This window comes from Stenotrophomonas sp. STEN225 (assembly GCF_056756445.1).
Map to the genome: position 1 here is coordinate 323633 of NZ_JBRRBV010000001.1, position 20456 is coordinate 344088.

The window sequence follows — 20456 nt, forward strand, 5'->3', positions numbered from 1 at the left end:
AGGCCGTGCTGCAATCTGTGCCGAGAACGTTGCGGACGGTCCGCAAGGAGCAGGTCATGAAAAGCACAACTACAACTGTCCTGGTCGCAGCGGGCGCGCTGCTGGTGGGTGGTATCGCCACGGCCGCCTTCATGAAGAGCGGCAACCCTTCGCCGGATTCCATCAGCGCCGGCGCCCCCAACGGCGAATCGCGCCTGGCCGATGGCAGCGGCACCGACGATGGTGCGCGTGGCAACCAGCTCGATGCCACCGCGCCGCGCGGCCTGGAGTATGCCGATGTGCTGAAGGTCGACCCGATCACCGAAAAGCAGAAGGCGTACGCCACGGTCATCGGCACCGACGCGGTGCGCGAGACCTCCACCACCCAGACGCCGCACGAGGTCTGCCAGGATGTGGTCGTGCAGGAACGCCTGCCCGAGCGTGATGGCAACGTCGGTGGCACCGTCGCCGGCGCGGTGATCGGTGGCCTGCTGGGTAATCAGGTTGGCGGCGGCAATGGCAGGAAGGCGGCGACCGCAGCCGGTGCCGTGGCCGGCGGCCTGATCGGCAACCAGGTGGACAAGCGCCACGTCGGTGGCCGTGTGGTCAACCGCACCGAGCGCCAGTGCCACACCGAGACCGCCACCTCCGAGTCGAGCCGTGTCACCGGCTACAACGTCACCTATCGCAACGAGGACGGCACCACCGGCACCATGCGCATGGCCAGCAAGCCCGGCAACCGCATCGCCATGGGCACCAACGACGTGGTCAAGGGTTACAACGTGACCTACCGCTATGATGGTGCCGAGAAGACCGTGCGCATGGACAACAAGCCAGCCAGCGATCGCCTGCCGGTGGTCGATGGCCAGCTGGTCACGCAGACAGCGGCAGCCGGCGCCACGGCACCGACCCGCCAGTAATCCTGCCGCTGCAGCGGACAGGCGACAGGCCGGCTTCTGCCGGCCTGTATGTTTTTGTGGCCGGGTGACATTTGCAATGATGGCGCTCCGTCATCGCCCTGGAGTCGGCATGAGCATCTTCGACCTGCGCCTGGAAACCGAGCGCCTGATCCTGCGCCCACCGCATCGCGAGGATTTCGAGCCCTATCTGGCGTTCTGCGCGGATGAAGAGGTGATGCGCACGCTGGGCGGAGTACAGCCACCGTCAGTGGCATGGCGTGGATTCTGCAGCCTGGCTGGCGCGTGGCAGTTGTTCGGCTTTTCGATGTTCAGCGTGATCGAGAAATCCAGTGGTGAGTGGGTCGGTCGCATGGGGCCCTGGCAGCCACAGGACTGGCCGGGCACCGAGGTCGGCTGGAGCATCCGGCGTGCCAGCTGGGGCAAGGGCTACGCGCCGGAGGCGGCGACCGCTGCGATCGACTGGGCCTTCAACGCACTCGGGTGGGAGGAGGTGATCCATACCATTGCCGAGGACAACGAGAATTCCCGTGTCGTGGCCCGCAAGCTGGGCAGTACGCTGCTGCGCATGGGCGAGCTGCCGCCGCCGTACCAGGGCAAACCGATGCAGATCTGGGGGCAGTCGCGCCAGCAGTGGCAGCAGCGCGTGCGCTGAGGGGCCCGACGGGCTGCATCCAGCGGCGGGCTGCGCGGTGGGCATGCTGCACCCGCGCTTGGCATCGGCGGGCGCGCTTGCCAGACTGCGCGCAACCGGTCGTTGGCCGGGTCTCCTGGAGCAGGCAATGGTGGAAGAACGCGTTCCGTTGACGGTGCATGGCATGTCCGTTTCAGGCAATTGCCACAAGGTGCGCATGCTGCTGGAACACCTCGGCAGCCGCTATCGCTGGGTGGAGGTGGACAGCGCCCATGGCCAGACCCACACGCCGGAGTTCCTGGCATTGAATCCCAATGCGAAGGTGCCGTTGATCGTGCGCGAGGACGGCCGCGTGTTGACCGAATCGAACGCGATCCTGTTCTGGCTGGCCGAGGGCACGCCCTACCTGCCCGGCGATGGCTGGGAGCGGGCGCAGGCGTTGAGCTGGATGTTCTTCGAGCAGTACACGCATGAACCCTGCGTGGCGGTGGCCCGTTTCATCCGTGGCTGGACGCCGGCCGACTCCCCGCGGCGCGCCGAACTGCCGCGCCTGCAGGAGCGCGCCAGCACCGCACTGGCGGTGATGGAACAGCACCTGCGGCAGTCGCCCTGGTTCACCGGCCGCAGTTATGGCATCGCCGATATCGCGCTGTTTGCCTACACCGACGTTGCCAGCGATGGTGGCATCCGCCTTGATCCGTTCCCGCAGGTGCAGGCCTGGCTGCAGCGGGTCCGGGCACAGCCGCGGTTCGTGCCGATGCCGGCCGTGGGCGCGGAGGTGCTGGCGCGATTCAACGCGGTGGCCTGATTCCGGGGGGAGCGTCGGGCAGGCCGGCTGCGAGGAAGCCGGGCGGGCCCCGCGCCACGCTACGCAACAACGACACGGAGGGTGTTCGATGTTCGCTGTGGTTCCAGATCCCATTCCCGCGCGCATGCGCGGGCTCAACCGCGCCGAAGTGTGCGACGTCAATTTCCTGGAGGCGGTGCGCGGCTGGCGGGGCACGCCACGGCCACGGCCCGCGCCGCACGCGCCGATCCTGCCAGGCAGCACGCTCAGCGCGGCGGCCTTTGCCGACCTGTTCGATTCGCAGCTGGCCAGCCGCCAGCTGGACCTGATGGCACGCGTGCTGCGCGTGCAGAACAAGGTCTTCTACACCATCGGCTCGTCCGGACACGAGGGCAATGCGCTGTTGGCGCGGGCCTGCCGGCACACCGATCCTGCGTTCCTGCACTACCGCTCCGGCGCCTTCATGGCCGAGCGCGCGCGGCAGGTGCCGGGCATGGATCCAGTGCGCGACGCGGCACTGTCGTTCGCCGCCAGCGCCGACGATCCTGCCAGCGGAGGCCGGCACAAGGTGTGGGGCAGCCGGCCGTTGTGGGTGTTGCCACAGACCTCGACGATCGCCTCGCACCTGCCCAAGGCGCTGGGCACTGCGTTGGCCATCGAGAGCGGCAAGCGCCTGGGCCAGCCGTTGCCGATTCCGGCCGACAGCATCGTGGTCTGTTCCTTCGGCGACGCCTCGGCCAATCACGCCACCGCACAGACGGCGTTCAACACCGCCATGTGGTCGGCCTACCAGAAACTGCCGGCGCCCATCCTGTTCGTCTGCGAGGACAATGGCCTGGGCATTTCGGTGAAAACACCAGAAGGATGGATCGCCGAGCGCTTTGGCGGCCAGCCGGGACTGGACTACTTCTTCGCTGACGGGCTGGATCTGGCCAGCGGCCATGCGCAGGTGCAGGCCGCGGTCGAGCATTGCCGGACAACCCGCAGGCCGACCTTCCTGCACCTGCGTACCACGCGGCTGATGGGGCATGCCGGTACCGATTTCGAGGTGGAGTGGCGCGCGTTGCCGGAGTTGTGTGCGGCGGAGGCGCAGGATCCGCTGCTGCGCTCGGCGCAGATCGCGATGGAGTCGGGCTGGATGGATGCCGCGGCCGTCGAGGCGGCCTATGAAGCGATGCGTGTGCGCTGCATGGCGGCCGCCGCCGACGCCGAGCGCCAGCCGAAGCTGCAGTCCCTTGAGCAGGTGATGGCACCGCTGGCGCCCTATACACCTGCAGCGGTGCACGCCGAGGCCCGGCGCGCGGTCGCGGACGAGGCGCGACTGTCGCTGTATGGCGGCGCCGACGCATTGCCGGAGCGACAACCGCCGCGTCATCTGGCCATCCAGATCAATCACGGACTGCAGGAACTGCTGTGCAAGTATCCGCAAAGCCTGTTGTTCGGCGAGGATGTGGCGCAGAAGGGAGGCGTGTACACCTTGACCCGCGACCTGCTGCGTCGTTTCGGCCCGCGTCGGGTGTTCAACACGCTGCTGGACGAGACCATGATCCTGGGCATGGCGCAGGGGCTGGCCAACATGGGCATGCTGCCGATCCCCGAGATCCAGTACCTGGCCTACCTGCACAATGCCATCGACCAGATACGTGGCGAGGCGTGTTCGCTGCAGTTCTTCTCCAATGACCAGTTCCGCAACCCGATGCTGGTGCGGGTGGCAGGGCTGGGCTACCAGAAGGGATTCGGTGGCCATTTCCACAACGACAATTCGATCACCGCCCTGCGCGACATTCCCGGCCTGGTGGTGGGCTGTCCCTCGCGTGGCGACGATGCCGTGATGATGCTGCGCACGTTGGCGGCGCTGGCCCGGGTGGATGGCCGCGTGGCGGTGTTCCTGGAGCCGATCGCGCTGTACATGAGCAAGGACCTGCACGAGCCGGGTGACGGCCAGTGGCTGTTCGACTACCCGCAACAGGGCCAGGCGCTGCTGCCGGGGGAGGGCCGGGTGTATGCCCCCGAGGCGCAGGATCTGGTGATCTACACCTATGGCAATGGCGTGCCGATGGCGCTGCGTGCCGCGCGGGTGATCGACCAGCAGCTCGGGTGGCAGGTGAGGGTGGTCGATCTGCGCTGGCTGGTGCCGCTGGACGGCGGATTCATTGCCACCCAGGCGGCCACGGCGCGGCGCGTGCTGGTGCTGGACGAGGGGCGTCACAGCGGTGGCGTGGGCGAGGGGGTGGTCACGGCCCTGGTCGAGGCCGGCTTCGGTCACCTGCCGCTGCGTCGGGTCTGCGGCGCCGATACCTATACGCCGCTGGCGGGGGCAGCAATGTTCGGCCTTCCAAGCGACAATGCGGTGATTGGCGCCGCCCTCGACCTGGCGCAGGAACCCTGATGCATGTGTGGATTGGCGGGAATGCTGTTGCCGGCACCGATGGTGCCGGCCGAGGAACTGCAGGCACAGGCCCTGGCCATGGGCCAGGCGCTGCACCATCGCGGGCCGGATGATGGTGGCACCTGGGTCGATGCCGCTGCCGGGATCGCACTGGCGCACCGCCGGCTGAGCATCCTCGATCTGTCCCCGCTGGGCCACCAGCCGATGGCATCGTCCGACGGCCGCTATGTGATGGCCTACAACGGCGAGGTCTACAACTTCGCGGCCCTGCGCGCCGAACTGGAGCCGCTGGGCCATGCGTTCCGTGGCCACTCCGATACCGAGGTGCTGCTGGCTGCGATCCTGCAGTGGGGCCTGGAAGACACCCTGCAGCGCTGCAACGGCATGTTCGCCATCGCTCTGTGGGACCGCAGCGAGCAGTGCCTCTGGCTGGCCCGCGACCGGGTCGGCAAGAAGCCGCTGTACTACGGCTGGGCCGGTGACGCGCTGGTGTTCGGTTCCGAGCTGAAGGCACTGTGGCAGCATCCAGCGTTCGACAACGATATCGATCGGGATGCGTTGACGCTGCTGTTGCGGCTGGATTACATCCCGGCGCCGCACAGCATCCATCAGCGCTGCTACAAGCTGATGCCCGGCCGGGTGCTGCGGGTGGATGCGGCGATGGTTGCCGCCGGAGCCGGCGCGCACCGGCCGGAGCAGGCGCAGCGTCCGTACTGGGACGCGCGTGCGCGCATGCAGGCCGCACTGGCCGCACCCTTCCAGGGCCGCATCGAGGAGGCCGAGGAGCAGCTTGATGCCCTGCTGCGCGACGCCGTGGCGTTGCGCATGGTCGCGGACGTGCCCGTCGGCGTGTTCCTGTCCGGGGGGACCGATTCGTCGCTGGTGGCGGCGCTGATGCAGGCGCAGAGCAGGCAGCCGGTGCACAGCTTCAGCATCGGCTTCCAGGATTCAAGCCACGATGAGGCACCGCTGGCCAGGGAACTGGCCGCGCATCTGGGCTGCGACCACACCGAGCTCTACGTCAGCGGGGCCGACGCACTGGCGGTGGTGCCGCAGTTGCCGACGATGTTCGACGAGCCTTTTGCCGATGCCTCGCAGGTGCCGACCGCGCTGGTGGCCCGGCTGGCAAGGCAGGGGGTGACCGTGGCCTTGTCCGGCGATGGTGGCGATGAGCTGTTCTTCGGCTACACCCGCTACGTGCGCGCGCTGCGCAACTGGCAGATGCTGGGTCGCGTGCCGGGCCCGCTGCGGCGCTGGATGGGTGCCCGCGCGCAGCAGCAGGGCGAGGCATCGCGCACGGGAGGCCTGGCGGCGCTGCTGGCCGAAACCGGCGCCCGCGGCATCGGCGATGTATACCGCAACCGCATTTCGCGCTGGCGTGACCCGGCGGCGGTGGTGCCCGGTGCGCAGCCGGCTGGCAGCTTCTATGACCTGGCCGATCCGCTGCACGGCGCGGGCACGCCGGCAGACGCGATGATGCTGGCCGATTTCGTGACCTACCTGCCTGATGACCTGCTGTGCAAGGTCGACCGCACTTCGATGGCGGTCAGCTTGGAGGCGCGTGCGCCGTTGCTGGACTGGCGGGTGGCCGAGTTCGCCTGGTCGCTGCCGCTGGGCTTCAAGCGCAGTGAAACGACCAGCAAGGTCCTGCTCAAGCGCGTGCTGGGCCGATACGTCCCGCACGCGATGGTGCACCGGCCCAAGCGTGGTTTCGGTGCGCCTGTCAGCGACTGGCTGAAGGGCGACCTGCGGCCGTGGGCCGACGATCTGCTGCAGCCTTCGCGGCTGGAACGCGAAGGCGTGCTGTCGGCGGCCGCGGTGCAGCCGCTGTGGCAGCAGTTCCTTGGCGGCCAGCGCAAGTGGCACACGCATCTGTGGAACGTGCTGATGTTCCAGGCATGGCAGGCCCACTGGCGCCAGGTCCGGGCCAGCATCAGCGGCTGACCTTCACTGCCTGGAAAGGGGACGGTGAATAGGATGGGTTTCCCGCACCATGAGGAGTCCGTCCGATGTCCGTTCCCACCATCGCCGTGTTCGTCGGAAGCCTGCGCCGCGAGTCATGCAACCGCCGGCTGGCCCATGCACTTGAAAAGCTTGCCGGCGACCGGGCCCGGTTCCAGTACGTGCAGATCCGCGACCTTCCCCTGTATGACCAGGATTTCGACGCCGATTACCCGCCATCGTGTGTCCGCCTGAAGGAGCAGGTGCGTGCCGCCGACGCCGTGCTGTTCGTGACACCCGAATACAACCGTTCGGTGCCGGGCGTGCTGAAGAACGCCATCGACATCGGCTCGCGCCCCTATGGCGACAGCGCATTCGCAGGCAAGCCGGCTGCGGTGATCGGTGCGTCCATCGGCCAGATCGGCACCGCGGTGGCCCAGCAGCACCTGCGCAACAGCCTGGCCTTCCTCGACATGCATGTGCTCGGCCAGCCGGAGGCGTTCATTCATTTCAAGGACGGCCTGATCGACGCCGACGGTACGATCCACAACGACGCCACGCGGGAATTCCTGCAGGGGTATGTGGACCGGTTCCTGGCGCTGATCGCGGTGCACGTGAAGGGCGATTGAGACGTATGGGGTCAGAGCCCTCTGCGTTGCAGAGGGATCCGACCCCAGCCACATCCGGGGTCGGATCCCGGCGCGCAGCGGCGGGCTCTGACCCCACTTGCAGCTGAGCGGGCCAGAGCCCGTACGCTGCACGGAATCCGATCCTGGCCGGCTGATCTGCGATAATGACGCACTCGGGCGTCGCACGGGCGCCCGTCGCAGGCAGTGCGACGCCTCCGCGCCATTCTGGCCAGGCTCCGGCGGATATCCCCCGTTCTTCCACGGCTTATCCACAGGCTTGTCCATGGCCGCCAGGGTCGGCGCATGCCTACACTCGTCTGGCCCCACTTTTGCAGGAAACACCGCCGCATGTCCGCCCGTCCCGGCTTCCGTTCCAACCGCAGAGACCGCGGTGATGGCTTCGAACGCGATGATTCGCGCATCGACCAGCTGCGGGTGCCACCGCATTCGGTGGAGGCCGAGCAGGCGGTGCTGGGTGGCCTGATGCTGGCACCCGAAGCGTTCGACCGGGTCAACGACCAGCTGACCGAGACCGACTTCTATCGCCGCGATCATCAGATGATCTACCGCGCGATCCGCGAGTTGTCCGAGCGTGACCGACCCTTCGATGCGGTGACGCTGGGCGAATGGTTCGAATCGCAGGGCAAGCTGGAGCTGGTAGGGGATGGCGCTTATCTGATCGAACTGGCCAGCACCACGCCGTCGGCGGCGAACATCGCTGCCTACGCCGAGATCGTACGTGACAAGGCGGTGCTGCGGCAGCTGATCCAGGTCGGTACCGACATCGTCAACGATGGTTTCCAGCCGGAAGGCCGCGACAGCAGCGAGCTGCTGGCGTCGGCGGAAAAGAGCGTGTTCGCCATTGCCGAGCAGGGCGCACGCGGGCGTACGGATTTCGTCGCCATGCCCGGCGCGCTGAAGGATGCCTTCGAGGAACTGCGCAACCGCTTCGAGAACGGCGGCAACATCACCGGCCTGCCAACCGGCTACAACGATTTCGACGCGATGACGGCCGGCCTGCAGCCGACCGACCTGATCATCCTGGCCGCGCGCCCGGCGATGGGCAAGACCACCTTCGCGCTGAACATCGCCGAGTATGCGGCGATCAAGTCGAAGAAGGGCGTGGCGGTGTTCTCGATGGAAATGTCCGCATCACAGCTGGCGATGCGACTGATCTCCTCCAATGGCCGGATCAACGCGCAGCGCCTGCGTACGGGCCAGCTGGAAGATGAGGACTGGAGCCGCGTCACCAGCGCGATCAAGATGCTGAAGGAAACCAAGATCTTCATCGACGACACGCCGGGCGTATCGCCGGAAGTGCTGCGCTCCAAGTGCCGCCGCCTCAAGCGCGAGCACGACCTGGGCCTGATCGTGATCGATTACCTGCAGCTGATGAGCGTGCCCGGCAACAGCGAGAACCGCGCGACAGAAATCTCGGAGATCTCGCGTTCGCTGAAGGGCTTGGCCAAGGAGCTGAACGTGCCGGTGATCGCACTTTCCCAGCTCAACCGCTCGCTGGAAACGCGTACCGACAAGCGCCCGGTGATGGCTGACCTGCGCGAATCGGGCGCCATCGAGCAGGACGCGGACATGATCGTGTTCATCTACCGCGACGACTACTACAACAAGGAAAACTCACCGGACAAGGGCCTGGCCGAAATCATCATCGGCAAGCACCGTGGTGGCCCGACCGGTTCGTGCAAACTGAAGTTCTTCGGCGAGTACACGCGTTTCGACAATCTGGCCCACGATTCGGTCGGTTCGTTCGAGTAGGGCTGCCGGCCGCGGGCCGGCGATCTCCTTCTGTTCTGCAAGAGCCGGGCGCGTGCCCGGCTCTTTGCGTTGGTGCGCGCGCAAGGCGCGTACCTTGCCGGGCGATGGTCACATGACGTGTAACTGACATGTAACTGGGCCTTCCTACCATGCCGCCGCTGTCCTCCCACTTCCGACGCCCGTCGCTGGCGTCCAGCGCGTCCAAGGAATCCGCCTCCCATGCCGTCCCACGCTCCGCTCCGCCGCAATCTGCTGGCTCTGCTGGTCTGTGCCTCGCTGCCGTCGCTGGCGGCCGCTGAAACCGCCCCCACCTCCGATACACAGTCGGCGACCACCCTCGATTCGATCTCGGTGATCGGCCGCGGCGAAGCGCGCCAGGTGCAGCGTGTCACCGCCGAGGACATGAAGGTGCTGCCGCCGGGCGCGAATCCGCTCAAGCTGCTGGCCAGCAAGCCGGGCGTGCATTTCGAGTCGGGTGACGCCACCGGTGCCTACGAGTGGTCAACCAGCATCAGCCTGCGCGGCTTCAACCAGAACCGGCTTGGCTACACGCTGGACGGCATTCCGCTGGGCAACATGAGCTACGGCAACAGCAACGGCCTTCATGTCAGCCGCGCGGTCATCAGCGAGAACCTGGGCGGTGCGGAAGTCTCCACCGGCATCGGCGCGCTGGGGACGCCGTCCACCAGCAACCTGGGGGGCGTGTTCCAGTTCTATTCGATCGATCCTTCCACCGAGTACGGCGTGGTGCTGGCGCAGGGCTTCGGCAGCGACAACGCGCGGCGCAGCTATGCGCGCCTGGAGACCGGCGAGCACCAAGGGTTCGCCGCGTACCTGTCCGGCGTGTACTCCGAAGGCGACAAGTGGAAGGGGAAGGGCTCGCAGGAGCTCAAGCAGTTCAACGGCAAGGCGGTTTACAACTTCGGCGTGGACAGCAGGATCACCGCGCTGTTCAACGCATCACGCCGCGTCGAGGCGGACTACCAGGATCTGTCGCTGGAGATGATCGACCGCCTGGGCTGGAACTGGGACAACTACGCGCCGGACTGGGACCGCGCGCTGGCCGCGGCACGCGGGCAGTTCAGTGGCGGCGTCAACAGCCCCTGGGATGCGTACTACTCCGGTCATGGCCTGCGCAACGACGATATCTCCAGCGTCGCCGGCGACTTCGGCCTCAACGAAGCGATGCGCCTGAAGGTCAATGTCTACAATCACAGCAACCGCGGGCAGGGCCACTGGTTCAGTCCGTCCAATCCTTCCAATCCGGGCACCGCGCGCGAGATCCCGATCTCGATCCGCACCACCGAGTACGCGATCGACCGTACCGGCGTGACCTCCGCGTTCACCTGGAACGTCGGCGGGCACGAGCTGGAAGCCGGCCTGTGGTACGAGGACAACGGCCACAGCGTGCAGCGCAACTTCTACTACATCGATGGCCCGATCACCGATGACTTCTTCCTGCGCAATCCGGACCAGCGCGTGTGGCGCCAGCTCTACACCACCATCACCCGCCAGTTCTATGTGCAGGACCGCTTCCGCCTGTTCGACGACCGCCTGACGGTGGACATCGGCGCGAAGTCGCCGCACACCCGCACCCGCGTCCGCACGCCGCTGGGCAGCTATGCCAACAACAGCAGCCTGACCTCCAGCAAGGGACTGCTGCCGCAGGCCGGCTTCAACTTCAAGCTCAACGAAGGCAATGAAATCTTCGGTTCGTTCGCCAGGAACATCGCCGCCTATGCGCTGGGCGTGGGCAGTCCGTTCAACGTGCCGCAGCAGGCCTTCGATGCCAGTGCACGCAACCTCAAGCCGGAGCAGTCGCGCACGATCGAACTGGGCTGGCGCGGGTACGGGCAGGGGTATGAGGCGTCGGTCGCCGTGTACGACGTGAAGTTCGACAACCGCCTGCTTGCGATCGCCCAGTGCGTGGGCATCCTCGGCTGCCCTGCGTTGTTCTCCAACGTCGGCTCGGTGACCAGCCGCGGTGCCGAGGCGACCCTGCAGCTGAAGCCGGTGCAGGACGTGACCTGGTCCAACGCGCTGTCGTGGAACGACAGCACCTACGACGACGACTACGTCAACAACGGGGTGGTACCGACCCGCGGCAGGAAGACCGTGGATACGCCGGAATGGATGTTCGCCAGCACCCTGGCCTGGACGCCGGGCCCGTGGGACATGCGCCTGTCCGCCAACCATGTCGGCAAGCGTTACGTGACCTATACCAATGACCTGTCGGTTCCCAGTTACTGGCTGGTCAACGCCTCGGTGGCTTACGATTTCGGCTCCCTGGGGCCCGCGCAGAACCTGACAGTGGCAGTGAACCTGACCAACCTGGCGGACAAGCGTTACCTGTCTTCGATCAACACCAACGGCACCTATGCCGCAGATCCCACGCGCAGCCTGGCGACCATGCAGGTGGGTGCGCCGCGGCAGGTGATGGCGACGGCGACCGTGCGCTTCTGATGCAGCGGCCCATGGATCCGGAGCACCGTCGTCGCCTGCTGCGCATGGCGTGGCAGGGTACGGGGGCGGCGATCGCACTGGCGGCGATGCCGGGGCTGGCTGCGGCAGGCCCACGGCCACGTCTGGGCCGCGATCCGTTCACCCTCGGCGTCGCCGCCGGCGATCCGGATCCGCAGGGGGCGGTGCTGTGGACACGGCTCGCCCCCGATCCGCTCAACGGCGGTGGCATGCCGTCGCGGGCGGTGCCGGTGCGCTGGTTCGTGGCTGAAGATCCCGGCATGCGCCGTCCGGTGCAGCGTGGCGTCGCCGCAGCGGTGCCCGAGCTGGCGCATTCGGTGCACGTGGAGATCAATGGCCTTCGTCCCGGCCGTGACTATTACTACCGTTTTGCCTGCGACGCTGATGAGGAAAGCACGGTCGGCCACTTCCGCACCGCGCCGCTGCCGGACGCGCAGCTGCAGCAGCTGCGCCTGGCCCTGTGCACCTGCCAGGCCTGGAACAGCGGCTACTACCCGGTACTGCGTGATATCGCGCGGAGCGATGTCGACCTGGTGCTGCATGCCGGCGACTATCTGTACGAGTACAGTCCACTGCAGAACGTACGCGGCCGCACACTGGATGCGGAGCGATTCAGCGGCGAGACCGTCAGTCTGCAGCGTTATCGCGACCAGTACGCGCTGTACAAGCTCGATCCGGACCTTCAGGCAGCGCACGCCGCGCACGCCTTTGCGGTGATCTGGGATGACCATGAGGTGCAGAACGACTATTCCGGCGTCCATCCTGAAAAGGACAGCGTGCCGGTGGAGGACTTCATCGTCCGGCGGGCCGCTGCCTATCGCGCCTTCTACGAGCACCTGCCCATGCGCAGCGCTCCGGCCGGCAATGGTGGCCTGCGGGTGCACCGGCGCCTGCGCTACGGCGACCTCGCGCAGCTGAGCCTGCTCGATTGCCGCCAGTTCCGTCCGGCCAACCCCTGCGGCGTGGGCGAGTCACCGCGCTGCGAGGCGGCACTGGACCCGCGCATGAGCATGCTCGGGTCCGGCCAGGAGGCGTGGTTCGCACAGTCGATGGCGGCCGCGCGGGGCACGCGCTGGAATGTGGTGGTGCAGCAGCTGCTGATGGCGCAGCTGCGGCTGGACGGCGGCACCCCGCGCGAGCGGTTCTGGAACGATGCCTGGGATGGGTATCCTGCCGCGCGCAACCGGTTGCTGCAGGCGCTGCAGGCGGGCGGGCAGGGCAATGCGATCGTGCTGGGAGGCGACTGGCATTCCACCTTCGTCAACGATCTGAAGCTGGACTTCGATGCGGCTGATGCTCCCGTGGTGGCCACCGAGTTCATCGCCCCCGCCATCAGCAGTGGCGGAGACGACACACCGTATGGCCCTTACTACGGACCGTCGATTCCCCTGAATCCGCACATCCGCTATTTCGACGGCGATCGCCGTGGCTGGTGGAGGCTGCAGCTCAACCGGCAGGCCGTGGATGCGGAACTGCGCTTGGCCGACAGCGTGCTGCGTACCGATGCCGCGGTGCGGACCGCCGCGCGTTTCCAGGTCGCCCACGGCCGCCCGGGGGCGGTGCAGGTATAGCGGCTGCGTTCCGGGTTTCATCGCGCCCTGCCGGGTTTCGTCGCAAACCGTTTGCTCCCTCCGGGGCAGGGCGGCACTGTGGTCGCAGGCGGCAAGGGGCCGCTGCAAGGAGACCGTGATGAAGACCCTGTTCGCGCTGGGCGTGTGGTGCCTGCTGTTCGTGCTGTGCTGGCCGTTGGCGATCCTTGCCCTGATCGCCTGGCCGTTCGTGTGGCTGCTGAGCCTGCCGTTCCGCCTGGTCGGCATCACGTTCTCGGCGCTGTTCGCGTTCCTGCGCGCGCTGTTCATGCTGCCGGCACGCCTGCTGGGTGGCGGCCGCGGTCCGGTGGCTGCGTGATGACGCCGGCCATCGCGGTACTGGTATTGGCGCTCGCGGCGCCGGCCCCTGCCACGCCCGCGACACCACCGTCCGCCTGGCTGGAACGCCAGCAGACCGCCGCTGCCGACGAAGCGGATGCTGCGGCGGCCAAGCTCGCCAAGCCTGACAGGCCCAAGGAACGCTGCAGGGTGGTAAAGGAATGGAAGGTGGGTGAAACCGTGGTGCAGCATCGCATCTGTGACGATGCACCGGAGCCGCCTGCTGGAAAGGTGTAGCGCCGGGCCCATGCTCGGCTCCACATCAGAAGGCCAAACAAAAAAACCCCGCCGAGGCGGGGTTTTCCTGTCATGCCACCGGGCCGATCAATTGGCCTTGTGGATGGCGCGCTTGCTGACCGCCATCGCCGCGTCGTGGACCACTTCCGACAGCGACGGGTGGGCGTGGCAGATGCGGGCCAGGTCATCGGCCGAACCGCTGAACTCCATGGTCAGCACGCCTTCGTGCACCAGCTCGGACACGTTGGCGCCGACCAGGTGCATGCCGAGGATGCGATCGGTCTCGGCATGGGCCAGGATCTTCACGAAACCTGCCGGCTCGATCATCGCCACGGCACGGCCATTGGCGGCGAACGGGAAGCTGCCGGCCTTGTACGGGATGCCTTCGGCCTTCAGCTGTGCTTCGGTCTTGCCGACCCAGGCCAGTTCCGGCTCGGTGTAGATGACCCACGGAATCGTGTCGAAGTTGACGTGACCCGGCAGGCCGGCGATCAGTTCGGCCACGGCGATGCCTTCCTCGAAGCCCTTGTGCGCCAGCATCGGGCCGCGCACGCAGTCGCCCACCGCCCAGACGCCATCGACGCCGGTGTGGCAATGCGCATCGACTTCGATCTGGCCACGCTCGTTGACCTTCACGCCGGTGCCTTCGGCCAGCAGGCCCTTGGTGGCAGCGCGACGGCCGACGGCCACCAGCAGCTTGTCCACGGTCAGGGTCTTCTCGCCTTCGCTGTCGGTGTAGGTGACAACGACTTCCTTCTTCTTGCCCTTGCCGGTGATCTCGGTCTTGGAGACCTTGGCGCCCAGGCGGATGTCCAGGCCCTGCTTCTTGAATTCCTTGGCCGCGGTCTTGGCGACTTCGGCGTCGGCGACGGCCAGGAACTCCGGCAGCGCCTCGAGGATGGTGACTTCAGCGCCCAGGCGCTTCCACACGCTGCCCAGCTCCAGGCCGATCACGCCGGCGCCGATCACCGCCAGGCGGTTCGGCACTTCGGTGAAGTCCAGGCCGCCGACGTTGTCGACGATGGTCTCGCCGTCGAACTTGGCGAACGGCAGTTCGATCGAATCCGAACCGGCGGCGATGATGACGTTGGTGCCCTTCAGCTCGACTTCCGAGCCGTCGTGCTGCTTCACCTTGACCACGTTGCCCGGCTGCAGTTCGCCGAAGCCGTAGTAGGTGGCGACCTTGTTGGCCTTGAACAGCATGGCGATGCCGCCGGTGAACTGCTTGACGATCTTGTCCTTGCGGCCAACCATCGCCTCGACGTCCATCTTGGCGTCCTTGAAGCTGATGCCGTGGTCGCCAAAGATGTGGCTCATGTTCCAGAACTGGCGCGAGGAATCCAGCAGCGCCTTGGACGGGATGCAGCCCACGCGCAGGCAGGTGCCGCCCAGCGCCGGCTTGCCATCCTTGCCCAGCGCTGCGTCGATGCAGGCGGTCTTCAGGCCCAGCTGGGCCGCGCGGATGGCAGCGTGGTAACCGGCCGGGCCCGCACCGATGACGACGACGTCGAATTGTTCAGCCATTGAATTAGTCCTTGATGCTTTACCGGAACCCCCTTCCGCGCGGGCGCGGAAGAGGGCGGGAGGTCTTACAGGCCGAACAGCATGCGGCCCGGGTTTTCCAGCTGGTTCTTGATGTCCACCAGGAACTGCACCGAGTCCTTGCCGTCGATGATGCGGTGGTCGTAGGACAGCGCCAGGTACATCATCGGCGCGATCACGACCTGGCCGTTCTGGGCGATCGGACGCTCCTTGATGGCGTGCATGCCCAGGATGGCGCTCTGCGGCGGGTTGATGATCGGCGTGGACAGCAGCGAGCCGAAGGTGCCGCCGTTGGTCACGGTGAAGGTGCCGCCCTGCAGTTCTTCCAGGCTCAGCTTGCCGTCACGGGCCTTCTTGGCGTAGTCGGCGATGGTCTTCTCGATGTCGGCGAACGACATGCGCTCGACGTTGCGCAGCACCGGGGTCACCAGGCCCTTCTCGGTCGACACGGCGATGGAGATGTCCGAGTAGCCGTGGTAGATGATGTCGTCACCATCGATCGACGCGTTGACCAGCGGGAAGCGCTGCAGCGCGTTGGCGGCGGCCTTCACGAAGAAGCTCATGAAGCCCAGCTTGATGCCGTGGGCCTTGACGAACTCGTCCTGCAGTTCCTTGCGCGCGGCCGACACCTTGGACAGGTCGACTTCGTTGAAGGTGGTCAGCATGGCGGTGGAGTTCTTGGACTCCATCAGGCGTTCGGCGATGCGCTTGCGGATGCGGGTCATCGGCACGCGTTCTTCCGGACGTGCGCCACCGGCCTTGCCGGCGCCGCCGTTGCGGGCGAAGTTGACGATGTCTTCCTTGGTCACCGCGCCGCGACGGCCGGTGCCGTCCACGTCGGCCGGGTTCACGCCCTCGGTGATGGCGGTGAAGCGGGCACCCGGCGGCAGCGCATCGGCGGCCGACTTGGCTGCCGGGGCCGGAGCCGCGGCGGGAGCCGGAGCAGCGGCTGCGGCCGGAGCCGGGGCATCGGCCTTCTTCTCTTCAGCGGCCGGAGCCGGGGCAGCCGCCACGGCGCCTTCCTCGATGATCGCCACGACCTGGCTGGAGGTCACGGTGGCGCCCACGTCGAACTTGATCTCCTTCAGCACGCCATCGACCGGCGACGGCACTTCCAGGACGACCTTGTCGGTTTCCAGGTCAAGCAGGTTTTCGTCGCGCTTGACGGCGTCGCCCACCTTCTTGTGCCAGGTGGCGATGGTGCCGTCGGCGACGGATTCGGGCAGTACCGGGGCTTTGACTTCGGTGGCCATGCGGGAGCTTCCTGGTTTGTCTTCTAAATAAGGGGGAGGAGAGTTATTCAGCGACCTGGTCGTTGAACGGGTTGACCAGTGCGTCGGCAATCAGCTGCTGCTGCTCGCGGACATGGTCAGCCATGTGACCGGCAGCCGGCGACGCCGAACGTGCGCGACCGGCGTAATGCAGGTTCTGGCCCTCGGCCAGGCAGAACTGCAGGTGGTGGCGGATCTGGTACCACGCGCCCTGGTTCTGCGGTTCTTCCTGCGTCCACACCACGTCGGTGGCCTTGCCATACTTCTTCAGTTCGGCAGCCAGCAGGGCACGCGGGAACGGATACAGCTGCTCCACGCGGATGATCGCCACGTCGTCCTGGCCACGCTTGGTCTGGTCTTCCAGCAGGTCGTAGTAGACCTTGCCCGAGCACAGCACCACGCGCTTGACCTTCTTGGCGTCGGCATTGGCATCGCCGATCAGGTGCTGGAACTCGCCGTTGGCCAGCTCGTCCAGGGTCGACACCGCCAGCTTGTGGCGCAGCAGCGACTTCGGCGACATCACCACCAGCGGCTTGCGGGTGGTCATGTGCAGCTGGCGACGCAGCATGTGGAAGGCCTGGGCCGGGGTCGACGGCACGACCACCAGCATGTTCTCCAGCGCGCACAGCTGCAGGAAGCGCTCCAGGCGCGCCGAGCTGTGCTCCGGGCCTTGCCCTTCATAGCCATGCGGCAGCAGCAGGGTCAGGCCGGAAATGCGGCCCCACTTGGCTTCACCGGCGGCGATGAACTGATCGATCACCACCTGGGCGCCGTTGGCGAAGTCGCCGAACTGGCCTTCCCAGATGCACAGCGTGTTCGGATCGGTGGTGGAGAAGCCGTACTCGTAGGCCATCACCGCTTCTTCGCTCAGCAGCGAATCGATGACGGTGGCCTTCTCCGGCGAATCCACCAGCTGCCGCAGCGGCATGTAGTAGTTGTCGGTCTTCTGGTCGTGCAGGATCGCATGGCGGTGCGTGAACGTACCGCGGCCGACGTCCTGTCCGACCAGGCGCAGTGCATGGCCTTCGTCCAGCAGGGTGGCGTAGGCCAGGTTTTCGGCAAAGCCCCAGTCGCCCGGAATCTCGCCAGCGGCCATCTTGCGGCGGTCGTCGTAGACCTTGGCCACGCGCGAGTGCAGCTGCACTTCGTCCGGGATGGTGTTGATCAGCTTGGCCAGCTCGACCAGCTTGTTCTTCTCGACCTTGGTCGAGACCGGGTCGGACAGCTTGCCTTCCAGCAGCTTCGGCCAATCAACGAACAGCGGGCTGCTCGGCGGAGTCTTCTCGACCTTGGCCAGTTCGGTGGTCACTTCGCCGGCGTCCAGCTTCTCGCGGTAGGCATCGACCATCGCCTTGCCGGCGCCGGCGGCGATCACGCCCGCCTTTTCCAGCTGCTCGGCATACATCTCGCGGGTGGTCGGGTGCTTGCGGATCACCTGGTACATCAGCGGCTGGGTGATCGCCGGCTCGTCGGCCTCGTTGTGGCCCCAACGGCGGTAGCACATCAGGTCGATGACCACGTCCTTGGCAAACTTCTGGCGGAACTCGAACGCCAGCTGCGCGGCGAACACCACCGCTTCCGGGTCATCTCCGTTCACGTGCAGCACCGGTGCGGCAATCATCTTCGCCACGTCGGTGGCATAGCGCGTGGAGCGCGTATCCAGCGGATTGGAGGTGGTGAAGCCGACCTGGTTGTTGACCACGATGTGCACGGTGCCGCCGACGGCGAAGCCGCGGGCCTGCGACATCTGGAACAGTTCCATGACCACGCCCTGGCCGGAGAAGGCCGCGTCGCCGTGGATCAGGATCGGCATGACCTGCTTGCGGGCGGTGTCCTTGCGGCGCTCCTGGCGCGAACGCACGGAACCGGCCACGACCGGGTCGGCGATTTCAAGGTGCGACGGGTTGAACGCCAGCGCCAGGTGGACCGGGCCACCCTCGGTGGCCACGTCGGCGGAGAAGCCCATGTGGTACTTCACGTCGCCGGCCGAGGCGTGCTCGTCGTGCTCGAACTTGCCTTCGAACTCGTCGAACAGCTTGCGCGGGTTCTTGCCCAGGGTGTTGACCAGCACGTTCAGGCGGCCGCGGTGGGCCATGCCGATCACCACGTCCTTGACGCCGTCCTTGCCGGCGCTGCGGATGATGGTGTCCATCATCGGGATCAGCGCATCGCCGCCTTCCAGCGAGAAGCGCTTCTGGCCGACGTACTTGGTGTGCAGGTAGCGCTCCAGGCCTTCGGCCGCGGTCAGGCGCTCCAGGGTGCGGCGCTGGGTGTCAGCGTCCAGCTGGTAGTTGCCGCCGGCCAGTTCCAGCTTCTTGTAGATCCACTGGCGCTGCTCGACCTCGGCGATGTGCATGAACTCCGCACCGATCGAACCGGTGTAGGTCGCCTTAAGGCGCGCCAGCAGATCGCGCAGCTTCATGCGCGGCTGGCCGCCGACGCCACCGGTGCTGAACTCGCTGTTGAGGTCGGCATCGGACAGGCTGTGGAACGGCAGGCCCAGGTCCGGCGTATTGACCGGCGCAGCCAGGCCCAGCGGGTCCAGGCGGGCGTCCAGGTGGCCGCGCGAACGGTAGGCGGTGATCAGACGACCGACATTGCGCTCACGCTCGTCGCCCGCACCTGCGCCGGTGCCGGCCTTCAGCGCATCCTTGGCCGCGTCCGCGATGTGGGAAATGACGGCCGAGTGCGGAATGTCACCTGCTTCGCGGCCCTTGAAGCCGTCGAAGTAGGTCTTCCATTTGGGATCGACACTGTCCGGGGAGACGAGGTACTGCTCGTACAGATCCTCGACATAGGAGGCGTTGCCGCCGGCGAGTTGCGAAGATTGCGCAAACTGCTTCAGTAGATTGTCCACGATGGAGGGTGTTGATTCGCTTTGTGGGGTATGGCTTAAGAAGGACCCGGCAGGAAGATGAATAGCCCTGCGCAGGCGCGTTCAAACAGCCAAATTGTACCTCCATCCGGACACGAAGGGGCATCGCGGAGGCCATCGTGCGTCCCCCGGTGCCGCTTCCAGACAGGTTGAACCCGACCGTCGCGCTCAGAGGCCGAGCGCGCGGAGTTCGCTGCAATCGCGCGAACGGTCCCAGACGCGCTGCAATTGCTGCTCGAACTGCCGCGAACGTGCCGGCAGCGCGATGCCGGCCTCGCCGTCGAGGCGATGGCCGATCAGACGAAAGTAGAAGTCGCCCCTGTCATTGATCAGGCAGGCGGACGCCAGTGCCCGGTCGACCGGATCGGCCACCTCGCGGAACAGGATCACGCTGGGCAGCCGCTGTGCCATCGCCAGCAGCGGCGCGCCGGCACGGCCAATGGCTGCCGCGTCATGCACGATCACCCGCAGCTGCTTGTCGTGGCGGGCACTGGCGAAGCGGCGCAGGGCGGCCTGTACCGGGCCGGCAGCGAGCAGGCCCGGGTCCAGCAGGTGGCTGTGCAGCCACACCTGGCGACGGGCACGGTGGAGGATGGCGGTGGTGGCGGCCACGGCCTCGGCGCGGCTGTTGATCGCGCTGGCCGCGTCCAGCCGGCGGCGCATCTGCTGGTGCCCCAGGCCGGCCTCCTCGAAGACCTCGCCCTCAGGCAGGAAGCCCTGCCGCGCGTAGAAGTCGCGGGCGGGCAGCTGTGCGTGCAGATGCAGCTCGGCCAGGTCGAGGCCACGGCCGGCCTCGACCAGGGCCTCGAGCAGGGCTTCACCGATGCCCTGGCTGCGGTGGCTCGCCAGCACCGCCATGCGGCCGACGCGGCCATCAGGTGTGAGCCGACCAGTGCCGACCGGCGTGCCGTCGGCATCCAGCGCCAGTACATGGGCGCTGACCGGGTCCATCGCGTCGCGCTCCAGGTCGCTGGCAATGCCCTGCTCCTGCACGAACACCTGCTGGCGCACAGCGTGGATGGCGCCATGCGCATCGGCATGACCTACCTGATGGACGCGGATCGAGGGCATGA

15 protein-coding genes are annotated in these 20456 nt (G+C 66.8%); 11 read left to right on the top strand and 4 right to left on the bottom strand.

The genetic code is table 11. From position 1 onward, the window contains the following. The first annotated feature begins 56 nt into the window (after positions 1–56). From ACVOJ1_RS01570 to ACVOJ1_RS01620, 11 genes are all read left to right on the top strand, one after another. The gene (locus tag ACVOJ1_RS01570) at positions 57–899 is read left to right on the top strand and encodes a glycine zipper 2TM domain-containing protein (protein ID WP_053515348.1); all 843 of its coding nucleotides are present in this window, start codon (positions 57–59) and stop codon (positions 897–899) included. 109 nt (positions 900–1008) lie between these two features. Next, positions 1009–1551, top strand: a complete 543-nt coding sequence (locus ACVOJ1_RS01575; RefSeq protein ID WP_053515349.1) for a GNAT family N-acetyltransferase — start codon at positions 1009–1011, stop codon at positions 1549–1551. A gap of 127 nt (positions 1552–1678) precedes the next feature. Next, positions 1679–2338 (top strand): glutathione S-transferase family protein, encoded by a 660-nt coding sequence (locus ACVOJ1_RS01580; RefSeq protein ID WP_053515351.1) that lies wholly within the window; start codon positions 1679–1681, stop codon positions 2336–2338. A gap of 88 nt (positions 2339–2426) precedes the next feature. After that, positions 2427–4706 (top strand): thiamine pyrophosphate-dependent enzyme, encoded by a 2280-nt coding sequence (locus tag ACVOJ1_RS01585; RefSeq protein WP_197600296.1) that lies wholly within the window; start codon positions 2427–2429, stop codon positions 4704–4706. Positions 4707–4709: 3 nt separating this feature from the next. Beyond that, complete coding sequence (asnB, locus tag ACVOJ1_RS01590) at positions 4710–6650, top strand: asparagine synthase (glutamine-hydrolyzing) (RefSeq protein ID WP_193396162.1); 1941 nt, start codon at positions 4710–4712, stop codon at positions 6648–6650. A 65-nt stretch (positions 6651–6715) separates the two neighbouring features. Beyond that, the gene (locus tag ACVOJ1_RS01595) at positions 6716–7276 is read left to right on the top strand and encodes an NADPH-dependent FMN reductase (protein WP_053515357.1); all 561 of its coding nucleotides are present in this window, start codon (positions 6716–6718) and stop codon (positions 7274–7276) included. Between the two features lie 348 nt (positions 7277–7624). Beyond that, positions 7625–9049: a replicative DNA helicase gene (locus ACVOJ1_RS01600; RefSeq protein WP_053515359.1), complete on the top strand. Its 1425-nt coding sequence runs from the start codon at positions 7625–7627 to the stop codon at positions 9047–9049. 219 nt (positions 9050–9268) lie between these two features. After that, the gene (locus ACVOJ1_RS01605) at positions 9269–11512 is read left to right on the top strand and encodes a TonB-dependent receptor family protein (RefSeq protein ID WP_253119556.1); all 2244 of its coding nucleotides are present in this window, start codon (positions 9269–9271) and stop codon (positions 11510–11512) included. Next, positions 11512–13101 carry an alkaline phosphatase D family protein gene (locus ACVOJ1_RS01610; protein ID WP_346479913.1) on the top strand — a complete coding sequence of 530 codons (1590 nt, stop codon included), beginning with the start codon at positions 11512–11514 and terminating at the stop codon, positions 13099–13101. The genes ACVOJ1_RS01605 and ACVOJ1_RS01610 overlap by 1 nt, the downstream gene beginning before the upstream one ends. A gap of 118 nt (positions 13102–13219) precedes the next feature. After that, entirely contained in the window at positions 13220–13438 is a 219-nt protein-coding gene (locus tag ACVOJ1_RS01615) for a hypothetical protein (protein ID WP_053515365.1), read from the top strand. Then, positions 13438–13695 (top strand): hypothetical protein, encoded by a 258-nt coding sequence (locus ACVOJ1_RS01620; RefSeq protein ID WP_065175461.1) that lies wholly within the window; start codon positions 13438–13440, stop codon positions 13693–13695. The genes ACVOJ1_RS01615 and ACVOJ1_RS01620 overlap by 1 nt, the downstream gene beginning before the upstream one ends. Positions 13696–13782: 87 nt before the next feature. Here ACVOJ1_RS01620 and lpdA read toward each other — a convergent pair whose 3' ends face one another. The 4 genes from lpdA to ACVOJ1_RS01640 all read right to left on the bottom strand — a co-directional run bounded on the left by lpdA (position 13783) and on the right by ACVOJ1_RS01640 (position 20454). Continuing rightward, positions 13783–15219: a dihydrolipoyl dehydrogenase gene (gene lpdA / locus ACVOJ1_RS01625; RefSeq protein WP_053515369.1), complete on the bottom strand. Its 1437-nt coding sequence runs from the start codon at positions 15217–15219 to the stop codon at positions 13783–13785. A 65-nt stretch (positions 15220–15284) separates the two neighbouring features. Further along, positions 15285–16490, bottom strand: coding sequence for a dihydrolipoyllysine-residue succinyltransferase (gene sucB, locus ACVOJ1_RS01630; RefSeq protein ID WP_065175459.1), 1206 nt, complete (start codon positions 16488–16490; stop codon positions 15285–15287). Positions 16491–16533: 43 nt separating this feature from the next. Continuing rightward, positions 16534–19365 (bottom strand): 2-oxoglutarate dehydrogenase E1 component, encoded by a 2832-nt coding sequence (locus tag ACVOJ1_RS01635; protein ID WP_053515372.1) that lies wholly within the window; start codon positions 19363–19365, stop codon positions 16534–16536. Between the two features lie 186 nt (positions 19366–19551). Beyond that, positions 19552–20454 carry a GNAT family N-acetyltransferase gene (locus ACVOJ1_RS01640; RefSeq protein WP_346479914.1) on the bottom strand — a complete coding sequence of 301 codons (903 nt, stop codon included), beginning with the start codon at positions 20452–20454 and terminating at the stop codon, positions 19552–19554. Between the last annotated feature and the right edge of the window lie 2 nt (positions 20455–20456).

Coding starts and splice junctions, on each gene's coding strand:
- ACVOJ1_RS01570 (WP_053515348.1), top strand. CDS start 57: ATGAAAAGCACAACTACAACTGTCCTGGTCGCAGCGGGCGCGCTGCTG.
- ACVOJ1_RS01575 (WP_053515349.1), top strand. CDS start 1,009: ATGAGCATCTTCGACCTGCGCCTGGAAACCGAGCGCCTGATCCTGCGC.
- ACVOJ1_RS01580 (WP_053515351.1), top strand. CDS start 1,679: ATGGTGGAAGAACGCGTTCCGTTGACGGTGCATGGCATGTCCGTTTCA.
- ACVOJ1_RS01585 (WP_197600296.1), top strand. CDS start 2,427: ATGTTCGCTGTGGTTCCAGATCCCATTCCCGCGCGCATGCGCGGGCTC.
- asnB (WP_193396162.1), top strand. CDS start 4,710: ATGTGTGGATTGGCGGGAATGCTGTTGCCGGCACCGATGGTGCCGGCC.
- ACVOJ1_RS01595 (WP_053515357.1), top strand. CDS start 6,716: ATGTCCGTTCCCACCATCGCCGTGTTCGTCGGAAGCCTGCGCCGCGAG.
- ACVOJ1_RS01600 (WP_053515359.1), top strand. CDS start 7,625: ATGTCCGCCCGTCCCGGCTTCCGTTCCAACCGCAGAGACCGCGGTGAT.
- ACVOJ1_RS01605 (WP_253119556.1), top strand. CDS start 9,269: ATGCCGTCCCACGCTCCGCTCCGCCGCAATCTGCTGGCTCTGCTGGTC.
- ACVOJ1_RS01610 (WP_346479913.1), top strand. CDS start 11,512: ATGCAGCGGCCCATGGATCCGGAGCACCGTCGTCGCCTGCTGCGCATG.
- ACVOJ1_RS01615 (WP_053515365.1), top strand. CDS start 13,220: ATGAAGACCCTGTTCGCGCTGGGCGTGTGGTGCCTGCTGTTCGTGCTG.
- ACVOJ1_RS01620 (WP_065175461.1), top strand. CDS start 13,438: ATGACGCCGGCCATCGCGGTACTGGTATTGGCGCTCGCGGCGCCGGCC.
- lpdA (WP_053515369.1), bottom strand. CDS start 15,219: ATGGCTGAACAATTCGACGTCGTCGTCATCGGTGCGGGCCCGGCCGGT.
- sucB (WP_065175459.1), bottom strand. CDS start 16,490: ATGGCCACCGAAGTCAAAGCCCCGGTACTGCCCGAATCCGTCGCCGAC.
- ACVOJ1_RS01640 (WP_346479914.1), bottom strand. CDS start 20,454: ATGCCCTCGATCCGCGTCCATCAGGTAGGTCATGCCGATGCGCATGGC.